General features: G+C 58.8%; 17 protein-coding genes and 1 pseudogene. 13 read left to right on the top strand and 5 right to left on the bottom strand.

Annotation, left to right across the window (positions count from 1 at the left end):
* Window positions 1-43: 43 nt before the first annotated feature.
* Window positions 44-502 (bottom strand): hypothetical protein, encoded by a 459-nt coding sequence (locus AEYBE204_RS30065; protein WP_155908345.1) that lies wholly within the window; start codon window positions 500-502, stop codon window positions 44-46.
* A 499-nt stretch (window positions 503-1,001) separates the two neighbouring features.
* On the opposite strand from AEYBE204_RS30065, the gene AEYBE204_RS30060 reads away from it, so the two are divergent.
* The 9 genes and pseudogenes from AEYBE204_RS30060 to AEYBE204_RS30030 all read left to right on the top strand — a co-directional run bounded on the left by AEYBE204_RS30060 (window position 1,002) and on the right by AEYBE204_RS30030 (window position 8,547).
* Complete coding sequence (locus AEYBE204_RS30060) at window positions 1,002-1,910, top strand: DUF2493 domain-containing protein (RefSeq protein WP_023462219.1); 909 nt, start codon at window positions 1,002-1,004, stop codon at window positions 1,908-1,910.
* Between the two features lie 263 nt (window positions 1,911-2,173).
* A complete protein-coding gene (locus AEYBE204_RS30055; RefSeq protein ID WP_023462218.1) occupies window positions 2,174-2,443 on the top strand; it encodes a hypothetical protein in 270 nt (89 codons plus the stop codon).
* Window positions 2,444-2,503: 60 nt separating this feature from the next.
* Window positions 2,504-3,022, top strand: coding sequence for a hypothetical protein (locus tag AEYBE204_RS30050; RefSeq protein WP_023462217.1), 519 nt, complete (start codon window positions 2,504-2,506; stop codon window positions 3,020-3,022).
* A gap of 10 nt (window positions 3,023-3,032) precedes the next feature.
* Window positions 3,033-4,106 (top strand): antirestriction protein, encoded by a 1,074-nt coding sequence (locus AEYBE204_RS40705; protein WP_023462216.1) that lies wholly within the window; start codon window positions 3,033-3,035, stop codon window positions 4,104-4,106.
* Between the two features lie 897 nt (window positions 4,107-5,003).
* Window positions 5,004-5,405, top strand: a complete 402-nt coding sequence (locus AEYBE204_RS30045; protein WP_023462215.1) for a single-stranded DNA-binding protein — start codon at window positions 5,004-5,006, stop codon at window positions 5,403-5,405.
* Between the two features lie 182 nt (window positions 5,406-5,587).
* A pseudogene (locus AEYBE204_RS41075) lies at window positions 5,588-5,692 on the top strand (DUF6878 family protein); the annotation flags it as partial.
* 901 nt (window positions 5,693-6,593) lie between these two features.
* On the top strand, window positions 6,594-7,160 hold the full coding sequence (locus AEYBE204_RS30040) for a hypothetical protein (protein ID WP_235068149.1): 567 nt from the start codon (window positions 6,594-6,596) through the stop codon (window positions 7,158-7,160).
* Window positions 7,157-8,089 carry a hypothetical protein gene (locus tag AEYBE204_RS30035; protein ID WP_023462213.1) on the top strand — a complete coding sequence of 311 codons (933 nt, stop codon included), beginning with the start codon at window positions 7,157-7,159 and terminating at the stop codon, window positions 8,087-8,089. The genes AEYBE204_RS30040 and AEYBE204_RS30035 overlap by 4 nt, the downstream gene beginning before the upstream one ends.
* 77 nt (window positions 8,090-8,166) lie before the next feature.
* Window positions 8,167-8,547, top strand: a complete 381-nt coding sequence (locus AEYBE204_RS30030) for a helix-turn-helix domain-containing protein (RefSeq protein ID WP_031230491.1) — start codon at window positions 8,167-8,169, stop codon at window positions 8,545-8,547.
* Window positions 8,548-8,585: 38 nt separating this feature from the next.
* Here AEYBE204_RS30030 and AEYBE204_RS0120250 read toward each other — a convergent pair whose 3' ends face one another.
* From AEYBE204_RS0120250 to AEYBE204_RS39515, 4 genes are all read right to left on the bottom strand, one after another.
* Window positions 8,586-8,768: a hypothetical protein gene (locus tag AEYBE204_RS0120250; RefSeq protein ID WP_031230489.1), complete on the bottom strand. Its 183-nt coding sequence runs from the start codon at window positions 8,766-8,768 to the stop codon at window positions 8,586-8,588.
* Between the two features lie 64 nt (window positions 8,769-8,832).
* On the bottom strand, window positions 8,833-9,270 hold the full coding sequence (locus tag AEYBE204_RS30025) for a hypothetical protein (protein ID WP_023462211.1): 438 nt from the start codon (window positions 9,268-9,270) through the stop codon (window positions 8,833-8,835).
* 7 nt (window positions 9,271-9,277) lie between these two features.
* Window positions 9,278-9,631 (bottom strand): hypothetical protein, encoded by a 354-nt coding sequence (locus tag AEYBE204_RS0120245; RefSeq protein ID WP_023462210.1) that lies wholly within the window; start codon window positions 9,629-9,631, stop codon window positions 9,278-9,280.
* 50 nt (window positions 9,632-9,681) lie between these two features.
* Window positions 9,682-10,278, bottom strand: a complete 597-nt coding sequence (locus tag AEYBE204_RS39515) for a response regulator transcription factor (RefSeq protein ID WP_023462209.1) — start codon at window positions 10,276-10,278, stop codon at window positions 9,682-9,684.
* A 1,476-nt stretch (window positions 10,279-11,754) separates the two neighbouring features.
* On the opposite strand from AEYBE204_RS39515, the gene AEYBE204_RS30010 reads away from it, so the two are divergent.
* From AEYBE204_RS30010 to AEYBE204_RS29995, 4 genes are all read left to right on the top strand, one after another.
* Entirely contained in the window at window positions 11,755-14,226 is a 2,472-nt protein-coding gene (locus AEYBE204_RS30010; RefSeq protein ID WP_052019398.1) for a glycoside hydrolase family 2 TIM barrel-domain containing protein, read from the top strand.
* A gap of 798 nt (window positions 14,227-15,024) precedes the next feature.
* Window positions 15,025-18,753: a TonB-dependent receptor gene (locus AEYBE204_RS30005; RefSeq protein ID WP_023462205.1), complete on the top strand. Its 3,729-nt coding sequence runs from the start codon at window positions 15,025-15,027 to the stop codon at window positions 18,751-18,753.
* A gap of 100 nt (window positions 18,754-18,853) precedes the next feature.
* Window positions 18,854-20,950 carry a rhamnogalacturonan lyase gene (locus tag AEYBE204_RS30000; RefSeq protein WP_304412553.1) on the top strand — a complete coding sequence of 699 codons (2,097 nt, stop codon included), beginning with the start codon at window positions 18,854-18,856 and terminating at the stop codon, window positions 20,948-20,950.
* Between the two features lie 26 nt (window positions 20,951-20,976).
* The gene (locus AEYBE204_RS29995; RefSeq protein ID WP_031230475.1) at window positions 20,977-21,456 is read left to right on the top strand and encodes an EF-hand domain-containing protein; all 480 of its coding nucleotides are present in this window, start codon (window positions 20,977-20,979) and stop codon (window positions 21,454-21,456) included.
* The last annotated feature ends 101 nt before the right edge of the window (window positions 21,457-21,557 follow it).

Below are 21,557 nucleotides of genomic sequence, written 5' to 3'. Positions count from 1 at the left end.
TTCAATCGGGTCGTCGCGTATGTCATCGAGGTTCTTTAATAATTCAACGCTTCCATGCAGTCAGCCAGTCGGCAAACTGCGAGGGTCTGACGCTGTATCGGGCGAAATTGCCATCGTGCAGACTGTTCAGCTCGACCAGCACCATCTCAGTGAAAACATCTCGATCCGCCTCCGGGATGGCGGAGGCGGCGAATGTCTCCACAAATTCGACCGCGGCCTGTGGCGTCACCTTCTCCTGTATCACGTCCGTGACGATCTCTCTCAGTTGCAGACGATATTGTAGTCTGACGGGATCGGGCTCGCCCAGCGACTGCCTGACGGCCTTGTATCTCGACGCCGATCTTTCGTACGCCCACAGGAAAACGTCTCTCAAGAGGCTGTTATCGTTGAGCTCATAAACGCCAAGCGTGCCTGCCGCGTGGACATCTACCGCCACATCGTTAAACGCGAGCGGCGACAAGTTGTTCTTGATCAACGGGATGTTGGCCGCGAGGCGCGACACGCGTTTGTTTACGTCATCGAACGGTTGGCCTTTGCCATTCGGGGTGCTCTCTTGGGATATCGATCTCGCAAAAAAAAGAGCCCAATATCGCAAGTTTTCCTGTCAATCTCGCAAAAATTACGCGATCTCGCAAAATTTGCCCATATCTCGCAAACGCGGCTTTAGTTTTTGCACGTTCGATCCGTGAGCCGACCAGAATTTATATACAAATTTTGGTCAGTCGGTTCGTTTTTGAGGAGGGAGGGGGGCGAGAAGGGTTCGGCTGTTTCGGTCGCTCAGTGTGCGGCCAGCGGATGTCGGGTCAAAGCCGTTGGCAGAGGCGGGCCATCGACTTGCCTTCAGCCTGCCACCGATGACGCAAGGCTTTTAGAGCGGGCAAGGGTCAGGCCGGGCGCTGCGCGCCCTTGCCCGCGCAAAGCCCCGCGTCGGTCTCGGGGCAGAGGCAAGCCCGTTGGGCGCCTCTCCGGACAACCGATTCTCTCTTTCAAGGACATCCGCCATGACCGCTTTTTCTTCTTCGCTTTCCCGCTACGACGCTATCTGTGAAGCCGCCACCTGCGAGCTGCCCCATCCGGTCCAATCCGAAATCGAACACCTGGGTTTGGCCATTTCTACCGAAGTTCTGGACACCTTCCTCAACACCGCCCTCCAAGACCAGTTGCCCCTCATTATGGAGGGTCTGATCGGCGGCTTTCATTCCGCCGCGCTCCGTCTTCAGCGGGAAGCCGACCGCGCCCAGAACGATATGCGCCGCCTGCAACGCGACTTCGACGGCTCCGAGATCAAGGACGTCGAGTTACAGGACGCCACGGTTCGCTTCAATCGCGCCGAGGCCGCCATCATGATCGTCGAGGTTCTGCGCGACGCCGCCGGCGAAAACTACACCGCCCAGACCGGCGAAGTCTGGACCCCGTGGCGCGGTTCGGCCAAGACTCACGTTTCCTGCTTTTCCATGATCGAAGCCAAGGACGCTCTGAAGGCGCGCCGGGTGCGCGAACAGGGTCTGATGGACCCCGGCGGTCAGGTCGTCGTGTTTCGCGGTTCACCTTATGCCAAGTCGGCTATGGATGCCCACCGTATCTACGATGCCCTGAACTGGGCCCTGTCGCAGTATCCGCAGATGCGTCTGGCCACGAGCGGCAATCACGGGGCTGAACAGATTGCCATCAAATGGGCGCGCGACAAGAAAATGCCCGTGGTGCTGGCCAAGGCCGATTTCGACCGTCATCGCCGTGCTGCCCCCTTCAAGGCCAATGACGAGATGATGGCGCTGGATCCCGTGTTGGTGTTGACGCTGGATCATTCGCTAGACGGTGAGGTCACCGATGCCTTCGGTCCAGCGGCTAATATCGCTCAAAAGGCGCGTGAAATGGGCTTGCGCGTTGTGTCGGTGACGCGGAAGAAATAAGCCTGCGGCTCATCGCCCCGGGTTTGCCGGGGCGAGACTCAGTCTCTGGGACCTGAGCTTTAATCGGGTTTTCCTACCGATTTCGCGTCCGCTCGAAAAATCCGTATAGGTCCGGATATTGCTTACGGAACAGCCGGCTTAGTCAAAGCGCGCCGATGACAGTATCCCCATCCAGCGCTTCCGCCGGCGTCTCGGTTTCCCGTCTGGGATAATCAAACATGGGGCTCGCCTTTACGAGCCAACTATAGCCCTTCATTGCTGAGATGTTTAAGGCCTGCGATCCGACGGCGGACGACGTCGATACAGAGTTCGCCTTCTCCCCGAAAAGCATCGAGGAGGGTTATGCGCTGATGCTTCAGGACATTGTTCGCCGATTGCCGGCGCTCACCCCTGTCACCGTCAAGGGGTCTAATACCCGCAACAAGATGCGACCCGACGGCCACGGCGGTTGGGCGGGCCTGATCACCGGCGATGAAATTGTCGACCACGAAAGGCTGAAGACAGCGTGCGGAGCGTTGAAGCTCGCCACCTAGTGGCAACTACAAAGAAGAGGGGAGGGACAGGCGGGATGCCACTTGATGAAGGAGCATCCCATGGCCGACTATCATTCCACGGCTGTTATCCAGCCTGACGTCCCCATCGCCGATCTCAGTCCGCTCGAAGCGCTCTTGTTAAGCCACATGGTCGATGTGGCGCTGAACGGCGATGGGCTCTATCTCTGTATCGAAACAGGTGTGAACAGCCTAGTTCAGGTCGCCATAAACGAATTGCGCACGGCCCATCAGAATAGCACGGGCTATGACAGCCAGCTTCAGTCGGTCGTCGATCAGTGGCTGACCGAAATCCCGACAAATGCAGAAGAAACCGATGATACCGAATTCGACTTCGACACGCACCTGACGGAGAACGCCTACATCCTCATTCTTCAGGATGTCCTGCGTCGCTCAACGACCCGATCCTTCTTCACGGTCAATGGGGCCTACACCTGCACCAAGATGCGTCCCGATGGGTTCGGCGGCTGGGCCGCTTTCGTCACCCCGACCGAGATTCACCGGATGTCGACCGATAGCTGGATCGAGTCGATGTTCGAAACCCTGAAAATCGTGGCGTGAGGAGGCGATCATGGGATGGACCTTCCACATGACGATGGGCGGGCATCGCACACCGAAGGCGTTTCTCGACGCTGAATTCACCTGGTCGAACGACCAGGCCGACAATCGCGTCCTTAGATCGTCGGTTGTCGGACGCGTCTACTATGCTGCGGTCGAACGGATTTCGAGAATAGACGGGGCACGCATCGTCTTTGCCGTCGTCACCTTGTTCCGTCACACACCGAAAAACCGCGAAGACTATGTCTTCGGGTGCAAGGAGATGGACGAGACGGTTGGCCCTTGTGAGCGGCGGTGTCCTAGCGTCATCCTCGAACTCCTGACCCCCACGCAGCACGAATATGCGGTGTGCTGGCGTGCCGATTGCCGAACCAACCTAGCGACAACGGCGGCGCAGCGGCGTAAGCCGCGACCGTCGGAGGGCGATATTGTCGAGTTGGCCGAGGCATTGCGGTTTACCGATGGAGCCAAGCTGACGCGGTTTCAGGCCGTGCACCGCTATGGGCGGCGGCAGCTGGTTTATGCCTCGCTGGAGAATGGTGGCCTCTATCGTCTGTCGGGGCTGTCGAAGCGCGCATACACCCTGACGCGGGCGAATAAAGAAAAGGGGAGGGACGAAGGGACGACATTAACCCCAACCAAGGAGCCCACCATGTCGTCCGATGTACCCGAGACTGCCCATTGCATTCCCATTTTCGCCACCCCTGTCGCCGAGGAGGCGCGGCCCAACGCCCTGCCGAAACTGTTCGGCCGTTGGTTCATGAAGGCCGAGGCCGTCGTCTACGCCTTCATGACTGAGATGGCCCCCGAATATACCGGCGGTTTGTGGGACTTTTACACCCTCAGCAACGGAGGCGGGTTCATGGCACCACGTCGTACCGAGCCGCTGGCAATGAAGTGGCACGGCAACGGGTTTGCCAGTGAAGTCTCGCCCGAGGCCGCGGGGATCATCGTCACATTGTTCACCTTATCGCATCTTTCGTTCTCAGACGATGCGACTGCGGTGTTCACCGAGAACTACGCCCGGCTTTACGCCTATGCCGTCGATCATCCCGAGGCGGTCAAGATCTACCAGGCCATCGATTGAGGATCGGAGGGCCTCGCGCTTCGGGCGGGCTTCCTCGACGCTATCTCGGAAGGCCGCGCCGCCGCTTCGCTATCTGCGGCGGGCAACGATGGAGGGGCGTCATTGTCCTCTCCATCCTACCTGTCACCCGATCCGTCAACGGGCAAGCCGTTCCCCGCCGGTTGCCGCGCTTGCGCGGCGGCCTGTGGTGAGGAATCGAAGCCCCGACGGGTGGGAAGAGGCTTTGTTCACGCCAGCTATGGAGATTTGCACAGGCTTCGTCCCACCTGATCGGTCGACTGTTCGAAACCCGCGGCTTCGCTTTTGAGATCGAAATCGCTGGGCTCGACTGTCACCGTCGGCACATGCGCGACGTTGAACGGTCAATGCTGGCCGTGGCACTCTACGAGGCGTCTGTCGGCGAGTGACGGCAGCTACATCGGCCAGCGATGGCGGCGGCCTTTGTCCTGCGGCATCTTCCGGACAATACGACGGGTCTGGTGATCAAGCATATTCCGCGCCGGCACCGGATTGCTGAACGTCGTCGCGACAGTGGTTCAGTCGTGCCGTCAAAGCGTGGCTGTCCGGGTGAGCGCCTATATTTGTGCCACAGAGGCAGGCTCGTTAACGGACCGGGCCGGGCGGGGCGGGTCAAGCAACCGGCATCGTCAGGACGCTGAAGGCCGTGGTGGCAACCTCCGAACCTCACCTGAGCATCCCCGGCTAAGGCGCGACGCAATCTCGATGCGCCAATCTCCTCCCGCCTGGTCGCGTCGCAAGGGCAAGCCCTCCTTCACTGCGTTTCGGCCCTTCGGGTGCGTCCCGGCCTTTGGGCGGGGGGTGACCTTGCGCATGATAGCGGGCGCGCCCGCAGCCCAAGGGGATCGGCCCCGAGGGCAGAGCTTCACGGAGGTTACCATGTCCACTGCCGCTTTCACCACCCTCGTCGCCAATGTCGGTCGTATCGATGCCATTCGCACCTTCGCCGATGGCCGTCAGATTTCCAGCTTCTCCGCGGCTGTCACCCGCCGGTTCAAGTCGAAGGGCCAGACCGTCGAAGAGACCGACTGGTACACGGTCAAGACGACGTCGCCGCACCTGATCAGCCTGATCGACAAACACGTCGATGTCGGTGACCAACTGATCATCAATGGCGCCCTGAGCATCAATACCTACGAGCGCAACGACGGAACCAAGGGAACGCAGGTCGAGGTCTTTGCGTCGGACATCCGTTTCAATCTGGCGAAGAAGAAGCCGGGTTCTGAAGCCTCGACCGGTCAGGCATCGGGTTCGGATCTCGACGACGAAATTCCGTTCTGACGTGCAGAGGTGACCCGGCTCAGGCCGGGTCTTCCTTTTTGACCAGAGAAAAGGGGAGGGCCGAGGCAGGCGCTCATTATCATGAAAGGAGAGCCGCCTTTGTCCGTCCCTGAAAACACGATCCCGCCGCCGTCCCGGAAGACGCACGCACGTCGAGGTGGCAGGCCCTCGCCACAGCCAATCGCGACACGATCCTAGCCGCCCTGCGTGAAGCGGGTCTGACTCGTGTCGTCGTTCCATTCGGTGGCTCTGGGGACGACGGCAATCTGGAGGACATGACGGCCTAAGATCGATGACGACGACCTGATCATCTGCGGGATGTTTGAATTCGGTTCGTGCGATGCCGACTATCTCGCCGATCTGAACGAACAATAGGGCATTGAGCGCAGGGCGGAAGAGGGCATCGAGCGAGCGCGTCTGAGCTTTCTCAGGTGCGCGTCCACGTCCGCCGGCTTCGGTCGGCGGATTATATTCACCGCACAGGTCGGATTTTCCAGGGGTGTCTGGACGGTGTGGCGCGCTGGTCGCGCGCCACCTTCTCTCTGCCTCATTGCGCCGTCAGTGTAGCCGATCACCCCGGAAGTCAACGGCTACGCCGTTCCCTTCATTCGGGCCTCGAAGAGGCCCTCCCTCGGTGACTGCCGGGGGCCCCGATCGGCTCCCCTGCGGGCGGCAATGATGCCTTCAGAGGAGTGGATGAGATGGTCGTTTATGGTAAAGCACATACGGTTCGGTTGCCCTATGGAATGGATCCCCGTTTTGCGGAATTAGACGCCGAGTGCGACGCGCTTATAGCGAAGTGGGACGCGGAACGTGCCGCCCGCAAATTGGAGACGCGGGCGCACTGGACAGCGGTCCGAGCGGTCCGAACGGAGCGGCGTTTGAAGTGCCCTGGTCGATGACCGGGGCTATTTTTTTGCCATCGAGAGGTTCGACTGACGGTCTGGACGGTCGCGCGCCTTGACAGTGGCGCGCGGCTTTTTTGCGCCCGCCCACCCGCCCCGAATTGGGGGTAAGCGGTGTACCGGCGCGGGTTCGCTTTGCTTGCGCCGGTACGCGTTTTTGGTTTGTTCGAGAATGGAAAAATCGTGATTCAAAATGGCGTGTTTTGGCTAGATGCAGGATAGGCTTTCGCCGGAAAATGTATTACTGTAAGTTGTCATCAAAGCAACCTGCGCGATTTTTGAAATGCACGAGATTTCTGAACCCTCACCCCGTAAGAAGCGCACCAGCCTTATCGCCGTTGATCTTCTTACGCATCGTCAGGCATGGCTCGACTGGTGTCACGCAAAGGGGGTTAGGCCATCCGTGGCAATGCGCGATCTGGTCTGCGAACACCTGAGTGACAAGGCGGTAAAAAGGCCGCTTCGAAATGCGGCCGTCCAGGTTCATTCACCCGAACGCGCAAGCGAGCGGCGCGAGATTGCGATGACGCCCTCGGAGCTTGCGCGGGTTATGTCGATAGCTGAGGCCGACGGCTTCTCGGTATCGAAATGGCTGGCGGCTGTGGTGCGTTCGAGGCTGACGGGCACGCCGCAGTTCGGCGCGGCGGAGCTTCAGGCCTTGACCGAATCCAACCGGCAATTGGCATTGATCGGACGTCAGCTACATCACCTCAATCGCGTTCTCAACGGGCACAGTTCAGAGATACCAGAGGTCAGTTCCATCGACACCATCCGGCAGCAAATTTCCGTTCACACCGCGCATGTCTCGCGGCTGGTAGCCAGTAATCTTGAGCGATGGAGTGTTAAATGAAGCGGGAAGATGTCGACCGGATTTTGCGCGATTGGGACAGTCGGCCATTCAATACCGAGGACGTCCGCCGCCGACGGGGCAAGATCGAGTGCGGCCCCACGGGACTGGTGATAAAGCGGTCGACGTCTGCGCCGTCTGGCGGTGCGAAGCCGAGTGCAAGTCGTGCCCGTCAAAAACTCAGCGCGGTCGCTCGTCGTGTGCCAGAGGTCATGGTGAAGATATCGGGCGGCGGAACGGGCATGCGGCAGATAAAGGCGCATTTCGACTACATCTCACGCAACGGCCAAATCTCACTTGAAGATCAGGATGGGCTCGTGACCACAGATCATGCCGACATCGGCGCGCTCCGCCACAGTTGGCAAAATGGTGGTTATCCGGTGCCGGAAGAGGGGCGGGTTAGGGAGGCGTTCAACATCGTGCTGTCGATGCCCGAGGGCACGGACGAGGTCGCACTCAAGCGGGCGGCGTGCGACTTCGCCGCCGAGCATTTTCGCGACCATCAGTATGCGATGGCCCTCCACACTTTCGACACGGACCCGGACCCCACGCCGGCGCGACACCCACACGTCCATCTGGTCGTGAAGGCGCGTTCCGACCGAGGCGTGCGGCTCAACCCGCGAAAGGCGGATCTTGCCCGTTGGCGAGAGAGCTTCGCACGAGCTTTGGGAGATCATGGTGTGGAAGCGGTCGCCAGTTTGCGGCAACTACGCCAGCAAGGTGATCGGGGGGTCGCGATCGGGACGCTGAAGCAACGCGCGCGGACAGGTGAGGGAGCGGGAAGGGGCGACCGTGTGAAGTCGCCGGTCAATTTCAGATCAGATCAATCTTCGTTGATCGATGCGCTCAGCCGTTCTGAGGATCGGGAAGATCGGCGTCTGGCAGTAGCCCTGCAGGCAAGGTTCAGGAGCGGGCCGGACCGAGGACGATAAGCGTCGGTTGTCAGGCCGTGCTGGGCGAGTTAGTTTAGCGCGCTGATTCCATACAGACTGGTGCCTGGGGAGGTCGAGTGTCCGAGCAAGTGCGCGACCCTATGGATGTGGTTATCGGGGCCCAAATCCGGAAAATGCGCAAGGCGCGCGGGATAGGTCCGGCCGTGCTCGCTGGGCAACTTGGCGTCACGCACCAGCAACTAACAAAATACGAAAATGGCTTAAATCGTCTCAGTGCGACGAAACTGTTCGAGGTGGCACGGCTTCTGGAAGTGCCCTTGAATGCGCTGTATGTTGAGCAGGAGGGTGATCCCTCGGAGCGACTCGCCCATTTGGACTTTTATAGTAGCCCGGCAGGTGTAAGGCTTGCGCGCGAATTTCAAAAGCTGCCAAGTCTTCAGCGAGCTGCGGTAATGGATCTTATTCGATCGTTGGCCGCCAGTAAATCAGTAGAATAGGGGATGCTTCGGATATCGGGCACTCAGTGCAAAGGATATTAATTATCTTCCCTGCTTCTAAATCTATTGCGCATAGTTCGATCGTAAGTTTCGATGGCCCGTGAAAAGGCGTCGTCGAAAATTTCGGCATAATCATTCAATCCGGCGACGCGTAACGTACTCCGTGCGTCATCGAGCGTTGCCAGCGCGCTTTCAAGAATAATCAGTTTGGCGGTCGTCATGTTATTCCTAATGCATAAAAAGGAGTAGCGGTACGAACTTTGGCGCCGTTCGAGGGAGACGGGACTATTCGGGACGGCGCTCTTTCAAGCGGCGTAGATATTCGTTTTCCCAAACACCCAAGCCGATTGCGATGGCGACGTAGACTCCCCCCAGGAGGCCAAGGACCGTATTAAAGGCGAAATATCCGATCGTTTCGATCACCATCCGAGCGGCTAGATGGCAGACAACCGTGGCTACCATTGTTCCGGCTGCAAATAAGGTCCACAGACGACGTGAAAGATGGGCGATGGCAATAAAGGCAAGGGCGACGACCGAATCCACCGCCAGGGTAACGGGACCTGGGTCGAAACCTTGTTGAATGAGTGGATTAATTGCCCACGCCGTCCAGACTATAGCGGTAGCCAGGCGTTCCGCCCAGCTACCACGCCAAATAGCGATGCTGCCGCAGGTGAGAACCAGGGCATAGCCTGAATAAACCCACACGTGGTGTATAAGCGCCATCGTTTCGTCAGACCTCTATCTGGCTTGTCGATACAGTCGTTGGCTCGATCCGGTGACGCCCTTGAATAGGTTTGTCCTGATTATTGCCTACAGCAACGGTAGAGCATCCCAATTGCCCGCGGACCTCATCAAGACATCCGTGCGCGCGAACCATGGCGCCACGTGCGCCATTCAAAAGGGACGCCGACTCGATTATGGCGTCCATGGCATTCTGACCATAAACAGCCGACATTTGGTTGCTGACGCGCAGGCGTGTCAGCCGCGAAATAAGTTCACCTGTTTCGCCGAGCGCTGTATCCAGCGCATCCTCGGTAAGCAGCAGTTGCTCGCCCCCGGAAAGGACAATTTCAGATCGTTTCATTTTTACTCCAATCAAGGCCAAAGTGATTAGAGAACCAGATCAAGGCAGGCTTACCCGGTCTGGCCCGTGATGCGCTGAATGAGTAGAAACAGTCCGAGTAGGCTGGTGACGGCCACGACCGTCAAAACTATGATTCCGCTTGCCGTTGCGAAAATCAGGTAAAACAGCCTGCTAAGATCAACCAGCCTTATCCAGGTACGAAGTGCCAAGATACTTGCCACAATCAGACCTCGCAGATTTTTCGCAGACGACACGGAGTTTTGGGAACTCAGGTCATTTGCGCTGGTGTCACCAATTTGCCTGTCTGGCCCGTAGGCATCAACCGGCTCGGAGTGTTTCGAGCCACCATTGAGCGCCTCGTGGCCCGACCCTGCCGCAAGCGCCAGTTCGGAATCGAGACTCGAAATTTGATATGGTTCGTTTTGGATAGGGGTTTGCCGGTTTTCGTATTCGGCAAAAATGCGTACGGCTTCCAAGCTGCTCGATACTTCCAGTCGCCGACGAGCCGCTTCAAGGTGTTTTCTTACGGTGAACTCGCCGATACCTAGATCATTGGCTATTTCTTTAGGTTGGCGATAAGCGGCGAGTGCGCGCAAAATTTCACGTTGGCGATTTGAAAGACTCTGAAGTTTCGAGGTGCTCGGCATTGGTTTCAGTTTGCTTAGTATGGTGCGGGAGGAGTCGCATCGCCGATTTGGCTCATGCGGATACAGAAGCACGCGACGGTTGCATATTCGCAAGGTAGGTCGTTACAGCCCATGCTGTCCAGTGTTTAGCGATCTCGCGTAAAAAGCGGTCAATGAGACCTTGGCGTTCGCTTACGCCTCACTAGACCTCCGAACAGCGCGCCATGCCGCCATCAGTTCATGAGGGTTTTTGCGAGTGTCAAGCTGATCTTGGACGCGGCTCGCGCGCGGGACCGGCTGGACGAGCAGCCCGAAGACTATCGCCCTGAGCTGGCCGAGTATTTAGGTATCGCCGAGGCCGAGCAGAGGACACGACGACTGAGCTCTGAAACAAGGATGGGCCCGGACGGCTACTCTCTTTGGGACCGTTTCGTTTAGGGTCTAGCTGTTTTAGCTTGCTGGCGCGTTGTCTTTCGCAAAGGATCAGCCGCGGTCGTCACGATAAAGTTGCGGTGCAGTCCTGATCGCTCCCATGAGAATGCCAAGGCCACTTGTTGCAGGTCAGACCGCACTATGATCGCAAGGGACGCATTCGCTAAGATGGATCTGGAAGTAGGCTAGATCCGTACCTCAGCAAATCGCCATTGTAGATTTCAAAATAATGGCATCCAAATTGCTGCCCATGGACTACGGCGGCGGCGACCTTGTCTTGCAAAGGGCTAACCATTTGAAATCCGCACCGCTGCCGGGTAGTCATAATTTGCCTAAAGGCGATTGCCGTTGGTGCATCGTCAGAGGGCGAACATCCGATAAAAACTCAGCGAAAGGCCCGATTTTTACAGTGTTCGGGATGTTCCAAACAGATCGACTGGAAGTGAGGCACCGTAATTGGTCGTCAGATGGACATCGAGGCTCAGATATGTGTTTGGCCGCACCCATTGTGAACGTTCTGGACGTCCGCACCGGACGCTGGGTTAGACGCTTGCCCATACAAATAACGCTGGGCAACGCCGTTCAGGATATTGTCCTGCCCATGCCACATATAGCCTAAGACTGTGGGTGAAAAGCAGCGGCGGACAGGACATAGCGAAACTCTATGCAGTCGGCCATGGCGGCGCCGAACTGTCCGTCAGTGTCACGGGCAAGGTGGACGAATGGACTGAGATCACGATTCCCCATATTGGCTCTATCGGTTAGGTGCAGGTAGGTGCCTATGTCGAAGGGAGCGCCGGACAGTAGCTCAAGCTCGATAATTTCACGCTTGTCAAAGACAGCTGAACACCCGCAGATCACCAAGGGTGTGAACGAAATCAATCGTCTCTTCAAAAATCGGTTCCGCTTTTCCAAACGCCCGCGTCTTACCCCAGAACGCAAGCAAATGAAAATCTGTCCTCTGGCCCGATTGGGTTCGGGGCATGCCAGTTTGACACTCGTCTAAGATGCGCCGGGATGGGCCTCACAAAGCGTGGAACCAGCTAAGAAGAAGCGGAATAATTAATGGCTGAAAGAACAGGCGGCGCCGATCGGCGAACCGTACTCAAAACACTTGGCACAGCGGCGCTGGTGACAACGGTCGGTGGCGGCGCACTCGCTCAAAGTTTGCCGGCCGCTAGCCAGGGCGCCCGCAGCCCTGAAAGCCCCCGAATCCGCGAGTTGTTTAACTTCGGTTGGAGCTTTCAGGACGGCGACATCGCCGAGGGGAAAAATCCCGATTTCGACGATTCGGGCTGGCGTAGGCTTGACCTGCCGCATGACTTCCAGATCGAACAGCCGTGGGACAAGACCGCCAACCGGGCCCGCGGGTTCAAGACGCTTGGCACCGGCTGGTACCGCAAGACCTTCAAGGCCGACGGCAACTGGAAGGGCAAGCAGGTCCTGCTCGATTTCGAAGGCATCATGGTCTCCGGCGACGTTTTCTTGAACGGCAAGAAGGTCGGCGGCACGGCCTATGGTTATCTCGGCTTCGAATCCGATATCTCCGATGTCATCCGCTATGACGGCGACAATGTGGTGGCCGTGCGCGCCTCGACCGGCGGCAATTCGCGCTGGTATACCGGCGGCGGCCTATTCCGCGACGTGCACCTGGTGGTCCGCAACCCGGTCGCCATCGCGCGGCACGGCGTCTTCGTCACGACGCCGGTCATCACCGCCGACAGCGCTCAGGTCGCCGTTCAGGTCGAGGTCGGCGGGCTGAAAGGCAAGACCGATGCCGTCGAAATCTATACGAAAATCATCTCGCCGCAGGGCAAGCTGGTCGGCGAGACCCGCGGCTTTGTGCCCCTCCCGCGCAACAACCTGCCCACAGTCGAGACGCCCCTGCCGAACCTCGCCATAGCTCAGCCGCAGCTGTGGTCGATCGAGACGCCCAATCTCTACACCGCCGAGGTCGAACTCATCGCCGACGGCAAGATCATCGACCGGCTGACCAAGCGCTTCGGAATCCGCACCATCGAATTCTCAAAGGAATTCGGTTTCAAGCTAAACGGCAAAAAGATTTTCCTGCAGGGCATCGCCAACCACCACGACCTCGGCGCCGTCGGCGCGGCCGCCTACCGGACCTCGATCGCCCGGCAGATGGATACCTTGAAGGCCTTCGGCTTCAACCATATCCGCACCTCGCACAATCCCTATTCGGAATCCTTCCTCGACCTCGCCGACGAAAAGGGCCTGCTGATCGTTGACGAGCTTTACGACAAGTGGGGCAGCACGCGCGCCTGGTCCGGCAGTGCGCCGTGGAACGACATCTGGTTCGACAATCTGAAAGAATGGATCAAGCGCGACCGCAATCACCCGTCGGTGATCCTGTGGAGCTTCGGCAACGAACTGCAATTCGAGCAGGAGCGCTGGAACTGGCCGACCGGCGACTGGGGCCAGACGACCTATCGCATCATGGACGTGGTGGCCAAACGCTACGACCCGACGCGCAAGACGACGGTGGGGATGTATCCGGCGCGCGCCAAGGGCATCATCAAGGCCAACCCCGCCTTTACGGTCAAGGAAAACATCGTGCCGCCCGAACTGGCCACGATCACGGACATCGCTTCCTTCAACTATGTTTGGGACGACTATCAGGAATATCTCAAGCACGCGCCTGACATGATCATCTATCAGAGCGAGGCCGTGACCAACGAATTGGCGGCGCCCTATTTCGGCATGGACCGCGAAAAGATGGTCGGCCTCGCCTACTGGGGCGCCATCGAATACTGGGGCGAATCGGACGGCTGGCCGAAAAAGGGCTGGGCCTATTCGTTCTTCAACCACGCCCTGGAGCCGTTCCCGCAGGCCTGGCTGACCAAGAGCATCTTCACCAACGAACCCGTGGTCCACATCGGCGTCGTCGACAACGAAGGCGAGTCGAAGATGTGGAACGACGTGATGGTCGGGCAGAAGGTCATTTCGTCCCACTGGAACCGTCAGGACGGCAAGACTTACAATCTCTATACCTACACCAATGCCGAAGAAGTGGAACTGCTGGTTAATGGCAAGTCCATCGGCGTGCAGACAAACGACATGAATGTCCGCAAACGCAACACGATCTACTGGAAGGACGTACCCTACGCGCCCGGCAAGATCACCGCGGTGGCACGGACCGCCGGCAAGGTCGTCGCCCGTCACGAGATGGAGACGACCGGCAAGGCCGTAGCCCTGACCATCGAGGCGGAGAACCCGGCTTGGAAGGCGGACGGCCTCGACCTCCAATATGTCAAGGTCTACGCGGTTGACGCCAAAGGTCGCAGAGTGCCGACGACGCCGGGCGAAGTCACGTTCAAGGTCAGCGGCTCCGCAAGGCTGATCGCGGTGGATAACGGCAACCACTGGAGCGACGACCTGTTCGCGGGCAACAGGAAAGTGCTGCACAACGGGTTCGCGATGGCGGTTCTGCGATCGGGGCGATCACCCGGCATCGTTAAGATAGAGATCACCGGTACCGGCCTCAAGGGCGGCATCAAAACGTTCCAAGTGAAATAAAGGCAGACCAATCGGCTATTTCGGCAAACGCTGGAATAGCCTGTCCTTTAGGCGAGGACAGTAGGTCCTGTTCGTCAAAGCGCAATCTTTAATGCCGATCAACCCTCGCGTGGCAGAACTCAACAAGAGGCCGCGCCAAGGCGTCATTTTGCTTCATTATATCAATAGATTTTGTGCACTTTCTAACCCAACTTAGCGGGCGTCCGCAGCTCGCTTTCGGCGGCGCGCCACGTCACTCGTGAAAAAATTTTCACAAAATTTCATTTTTCATACAAATGAGGTTCCGCTTTTCCGAGCCGCCGCGTCTTACCCCACAAATCAATAACGATCGATAACGATTGAAGGGGAGTGAAATGGATCGGAAGACGGCTTTGCATTTGCATTTTTTGACACCTGGTCAGGCGATCAGGATGTTGGCGTTCGATCTGCCCGAGGCTGTGGCTTCGGCATTCAAATTTTGGTTCCATCTTCGGCCTTGCCAGTGCCGCCTTCGGCTTGAACCCGGAACCCGCATTCTTAGCGGGCCGCAAGATGTGAAGACCGCGACCTCCATACCTGTTGGATCGTGGATACGCTCAGGACTGTCGCACTCCCTGCGACCTGATCGAACTGGGACGGGTGGGTTCAAGCGACCCGTCTCCTTTTTTTCTTAAATCGCGACACGCTTATCGCCGAATTCAAGTCGTTTCGGGCCAAGGCCCAGACACCCCTTTCGTAGCCGCACATCTGCGAAGGGCATCACAAAACTAACGAATGCGGAACACCGCTTCGGGGGACCAGACGGAGGAAGTACCCAGTATGTCCAGCAAATCATTCTCATATCAGCTCAAGACCGGAACTGGCCTCGGTCTTATGATCGCCATGGCCGTTACGCCGGTGTTCGCACAAACCGCAGCGCCCGCGCCGCAGGATGACGTCACTGAAGTCGTGGTTGTCGGTGCTCGCGCGGCGCAGCAGACCGCCAACGATCGTAAGAAAAAGGCCCGGACGCCGACCGACTCCATCGTTGCTGATGACGTGGGCGCCTTTCCCGATCGCAACCTCAACGAAGCCATCTCGCGCGTCGCCGGCGTGGCGCTCAGCCGCAACGAATTCGGTGAAGGCGATTCCGTCTCCATCCGCGGCAACGGCCCCGACCTGACCCGCGTTGAGATCGACGGCGTCGGTGTGCAGAGCGCTGGCGGTAGCATGGCGATCAACGGCTCCGAAGGCGGCGGCCGTGGCGCGGACATGCGCGAACTCCCCTCCGACCTGATTAAGAGTGTCGACGTCGTCAAGGGTACGACGGCGGACATGACTGAGGGGTCGCTCGGCGGCGGCATCCAGATTCAGACCCGCACCGGTCTCGATTTCAAGAAGCCGTACATCTCCATGCGCGTTGGCGCGCAGCAGAATTCTTTGGGTCAGCGCTGGACGCCGGACCTGAACATCGTTGCGTCCAAGAAATTTTTCGATAACCGCCTCGGTGTGATCTTCAGCGTGACGTCGAGCGAGGTTCAGAACGATTCCCACGCCCAGGAAACCGTCACCAGCGGCAGCCAGGGCTATGCGCGCACGATCGACTGGGATAATTCGCCCAATAAGACGTTCAGCTTCAATCCGGCCACCGCAACCGGCGACGGCGCGAATACGCCGCTTCTGTCGTGGGCGGCAGCGGCCGGTAACGGCGCGCTGATCTACTCCAAATCGCCTCTGGAAGTCGTGACATTGTCGTCGCAAGCGCAAAGCAAGGCGGACTGTACCACGCTGTTCCCGACCATCACGGATGCGCAGCTTGGCCTGATCGCCGCCAGCACCAACAACGCCAACCGCGCCGCAGCGCAGAACCAGCGCTATTTGGAGCGTCAGACCTGCCTCAATCAGTGGAACGACTACCATCCGTCCCTGATCCGCAGCTTCATGACAACGCAAACCGAAAAACGTCTTGCCGCGGATCTGCGCTTTGACTTCCGTGTCAACGACAATCTGACGGTTTACGCCAAGTACGCGGTCGCCAACCGCGAAATTGATGAGCAGCGTCGCCTCCTCGCGCTCGGTGGCGTGAGCATCAACACCGCTGGCAAATTCACCGACTCATTGGTCACCAACACCAACATAGCTACCGGCACTGCCCAGATCCGTACACCCGTCGCCGGGTCGGGTTACTATCTGTATAATGCAGCACCGGGCAATATCGGTTGGACGACGGGAGCGGTAACCCTCGACCAGGTCGCGGGATCAGTAACGCAAAACATGGCATTCCCGATCTACGGGCAAGTGGTCAACGTCGATCCCAACAGCGTGACGGTCGATGCCAATCACCATGTTACCCAGTTCACCATCACTGATGGCACGGTCGAAAAGCAGCAGACCAATAACAGCCAGTATTCCGACTCGACCTATCTGACCTTTGGCGCTCAATACAAGAAGGGCCCGCTGCGCGTCGACTTCCTCGCCGCGCACTCGGAGTCCGAGTTCGGCAAGACCGACCAATTCGCCAGCTTCACGACGCCTTACACCGGCGCGAAGCTGACCGTCCAACCGAACGGCCTGTGGCTGTATGAAATGCCGGCAGGTTTCGACATAAACAATCCGGCCAACTACTCCGCTGTTCGTGCGGCCGCCGCCAATATCGGTGCCGTCACAGCGAGCATCAACGGTCCGGCTAGCCCCGCCTACACGGTTGCTCAGCAACCGTGGACCAGCAACAGCTTCTCCTTCACCTATTCGCCGCGTCTGGAAGAGGGGTCGGAAAACACTTTCAAACTCGATGCTACCTATCGGATCTGGGACAAAGTGCCGTTTTTCCGGCAGCTTAAGACCGGGATAAGCTTCCGCGATGCCGAGCGCAGCGCATGGCAGGGGGGCGGTTATACCGTCAAGCCCGCCGTCGGCACCTTTGGGGCCGCAGGCTATGTTGCTCCGGTCGTCGTGCCGACGATGAACCTGCGTGGTACATTCCGCGCGTGTGACGACGCGAAGTATGGTACCACGGGTACGGCCGCTCCCGCGGGTTCTATCGGCTGTAATTATGGTTATGTGCCCAGCACCAACCTGTCGAACACGCTCTACGGCGTCGAAACATTCACGCCCGCCCAGATGCAGGAGATCGTCAACAACGTCTTCCGTCCGGCTTCCTCGACCTTTTTCGGCAGCTACCCGGATCGGGGCAATCTGATTTCCGGCTGGACTGATATCGACGTGGCGAAGCTGGTTACCTACATGAACGGCGACGTCAATCATAACCTCGACTGCCTCAAGGTGTGTCGCGGCAGTGACGGCAATATGTATGAGCAGCCTGTGCTCAAGAGCCAAGAAAAGATAACGGCGGCCTATTACGTGCTCGACTTTGAGCAAGAACTGCCGTTTGGCCTTGTCTTCGATGGCAATTTCGGGGTGCGCGCGGTGGAAACCGAAGTCAACGGCAGTGGTCTGATGACCCTGACGTCGGTTCGGAAGAACGCCAGCTTCAGCGCCGCCAACCCCTATGCCGCGGCAGGTGTCACTTCGACTAGCCTCTCCAAGAATGTAACCTTGCAGAAGACGACGAGAGATTGGCTGCCGAGCTACAACGCCAATCTGTGGGTAATCCCTGACAAGCTGGTTTTGCGCTACAGCACAGGCAAGACGATCTCGCGGCCGCCCATTGGGCGTCTCTTGGCCGCCGGCACCTGTATCTTCGACGAACGCAGCGCGGAAATCGATGCCGCGGACGGCAGCGGGCTGAACGATTGCAACACCCGCGTCGGGAATCCGGACCTCAAGCCCTATACGGCGAAAAGCGAAAACTGGACGGTCGAATGGTATCCGAACAAAGACACCATGTTCTCGCTTGCCGCGCTGGAACTTGACGTGAAGATCGGCGCGCCGCAGGCGACGACCCTGTCCAACTACAAGCTGTTTGAAGGCACGGACGTCACCGATCCCGTCACAGGGCAACCGGTCTCGGATCTATCGTTCGACGTGGCGACATGGCGCAACGGCGACCCCTATAACCGCAAGGGCTGGGAGTTCGCCACCAAGACGGCCTTTACCTTCCTGCCGTGGTACCTGCGCTATACCGGCGCCGACTTCAACTATTCGAAACTGGAGTCCAGCAGCAACACGATCCGCGATCCGAACTCGGGCGACTCGATGCATCCTAAGGGTGAGTCCGACTACTTCGCGAACCTCTCGCTGTGGTACGACGATGGCAAGACGAATGCGCGGATCTCCTATCAGGGCCGCGGTGAAAGCTTCGCCTGTATCTCGTCCTGCGGCGCCAATACGGTGAACAACTATCCGGGTCCCTTCGACTTGGACGCGCGTCCGCTGCCCTATAATCCGGGTCAGGCCTATTTCCGTTATGAGACGCAGTACATCGACGCAAAGATCAGCCACAAGGTCAACACTAACGTCGAGGTCTATCTCGAAGGTCGTAACCTGACCTACGAAGCGCCGGTTACCGGTGGCGGGCAATACAACGCCTTCACCAGCGCGGAGAATACGTGGCGCATCGGGTACGGCGGGCGTCGCGTGATGTTCGGCGTCACCTATCGCATGCAGTAGGTTGAGTAAGAGGAGGGAGGTCGTCGAATACTCGCGACCTCCGTACTTCATTTTGCAATGTAAGATGTAAGGGTACGACTGTATGAAGGCGATAAGCGTAGTGAATTTGCGTCGGGGCTTGCTTCTGGGAGCCGCCGTTATAGGGTTTTGTGCCACAGGTGTGCAGGCCGCGCCACGCTGGCTCGAAGCCCTTGACCGTGGCGCGGTCGCCGTTCCGGCCAAGGACGGCGGCATTTTGGTGAGCTGGCGCCTACTGGCGACCGATGCGCCCAAAACCGAATTCGACGTTTACCGCGATGGCCAGAAGCTGAATGCTAAACCGCTGACGGGCGGCACGAACTTCGTCGATAAGACCGGTACGCCCCAATCGACCTATGTCATCCACACCCGCCTCAAAGGCAAGGATATCGAGGTCACGAAGCCGGTGCCGGTCTGGGGGGAGGGCTATCTCAGCATCCCCATCGAGGAGCCGCCCAGCGGCGTTACGCCGACCGGAGAGACCTATACGTACACGGCGCATGAGGCCAGCGTCGCCGATCTGGACGGTGATGGTCGTTACGAAATCATCCTGAAATGGGACCCGGCGGATAAGTCGAAAGGGCCGGTGACCTGGCCCAATAACGCACAGGATAATGCTTTTCACGGCTATACGGGCCCGGTCTATATCGATGCCTATACGCTGGACGGCAAACGTCTGTGGCGCATCAATCTGGGCAAAAATATCCGCGCCGGGGCGCACTATACGCAGTTTCAGGTCTTCGATTACGATGGCGACGGCCGTGCGGAAATGGCTGTGCGGACCAGTGACGGCACGATCGACGGCACCGGCACAGTGCTAGGCGATCCCAATGCTGACTGGCGCGAAAAAGACGGTGAAGTGCCGTCCACCGACCGCACCGGCGGCGAAGTCAAGCCGGATGGCACCATGGTCGCGCCTTTGCAGGGCCGTATCCTCAAGGGACCGGAATTTCTGACGGTTTTCGACGGGCTGACCGGCAAGGCGCTGGCCAGCGAACCCTACTGGCCGCAGCGCGATCCGCGCACCGACGCGCCCACGGCGGCGCAACTCAAAGAAACCTGGGGCGACGGCTACGGCAATCGCTCGGATCGTTTCCTCGCGGGCACGGCCTATCTCGACGGGGAGCGGCCCAGCATCATCATGTCGCGCGGCTATTACGGTCGCAGCACGATTGCCGCGTGGGATTTCCGCGACGGTAAGCTGACCAAGCGCTGGGTCTTCGACAGCGCCGCGTCCGGCAACGAAGCCTATAGCGGGCAAGGCAATCACCAGTTCAGCGTCGCCGACGTCGATAGCGATGGAAAGGACGAGATCGTCTATGGCGGTATGGTACTCGACGACACGGGTAAGGGCCTGTGGAGTTCGGCCGTGCGCCAGGCTCCGGCGGTGGCGGAAAATGACGACCCTACCATTTACGGCACCGGCGAGACATCTGGTGCCAAGACCTATACGTCTGGCCTGCGTCACGGCGATGCCATGGCGGTGAGCGACCTCGATCCGACGCGTCCGGGCCTTGAAAAATGGGGTGCCCATGAAGAGGTCAAGCACAATGGCGGCATCGGTGCCGCGATGCTTGACGCGCGCACCGGTAAGATTCTGTGGACGACGCCCGCCGACAAGGACACCGGGCGCGCCGTTACGGCGGACATCGACCCGCGGTTTCCGGGTTCGGAGGCGTGGGCCTCTAACAACGACATCCTCTATACCGCGCAGGGCAAGCCGATCGAGGGCGTTAAGCATCCGCGCGAACTGAGTTTCGTCGTCTGGTGGGACGGCGACGATCTGCGCGAAATGTACGACAAGAACCGGATCACCAAGTGGGACTGGACGACGGGCAAGTCGGTTAATCTGCTGGAGGCCACGGGCGCTCTGGCGACGACCGGCACCAAGAATGTGCCTGTGGTGTCGGCGGATCTGTTCGGCGACTGGCGCGAGGAAGTAATCTGGCACACGCCGGACGAAAAGTTCCTCCGTATCTATACGACGCCCTATCCCACCGAACGTCGTTTGGTGACGCTGATGCACGACGCGCAATACCGCGTCGCGATTGCCTGGCAGAACACCGCCTACAATCAGCCGCCCTATCCGAGCTTCTATCTGGGCGACGGGATGCAGAACCCGCCGGTGCCGCAGATCGTCACGCCGAAATACAAGCAAGAGGTGCCTAACAAGCCCTGATTATCGAGTGAATAAATTCAGCGACGATGACATCGGTCATCGTCGCGCCGCCGGACCGCAACTCAATGACGGCCGCGCAACAGGAGAGGGAAAACATGCGTATCACTAAAACGTCGATCATTCTGGCGGGTATTGTACTCATCGGGGCGGCAGCGCCCGTTTGGGCGCAGACCCACCCGCTGGGTGACAGCCTGGGCAAGTTTGACAAGGACGGCGACGGAAAGGTCAGTCTTGCGGAATGGTCGGCAGACCGGGCCGGATTGTTCAAAAAAGTCGATGCCAACACCGATGGCGCGATCACGCTCGACGAAGCGATTGCCTACTATATCAAGGCCGCGCCCGCCGACGATCCCAAGACACAAAAGCGCATCGACAGCGTCATGACCGCCGATGCGAACGCGGACGGCAAGGTCACGCGTGATGAACTGGTTGCCGTCGCGGCCACCGATTTCAAGACCCGCGACGCCGATGGTGACGGGTTCATCACCGTCGCGGACAAAAGATAAGCCGGACACCCAAATTGTCTGGCCGGTTCACACGCGCCGCCCGCGTGAACCTATAAAAAAGTGCGGCATAGGGGACTATCAAGCACCCAAATCCCGGCCCT

The organism is Asticcacaulis sp. YBE204 (assembly GCF_000495855.1).
Lineage (GTDB): Bacteria > Pseudomonadota > Alphaproteobacteria > Caulobacterales > Caulobacteraceae > Asticcacaulis.
This window is presented reverse-complemented; position numbering and strand designations above follow the sequence as displayed.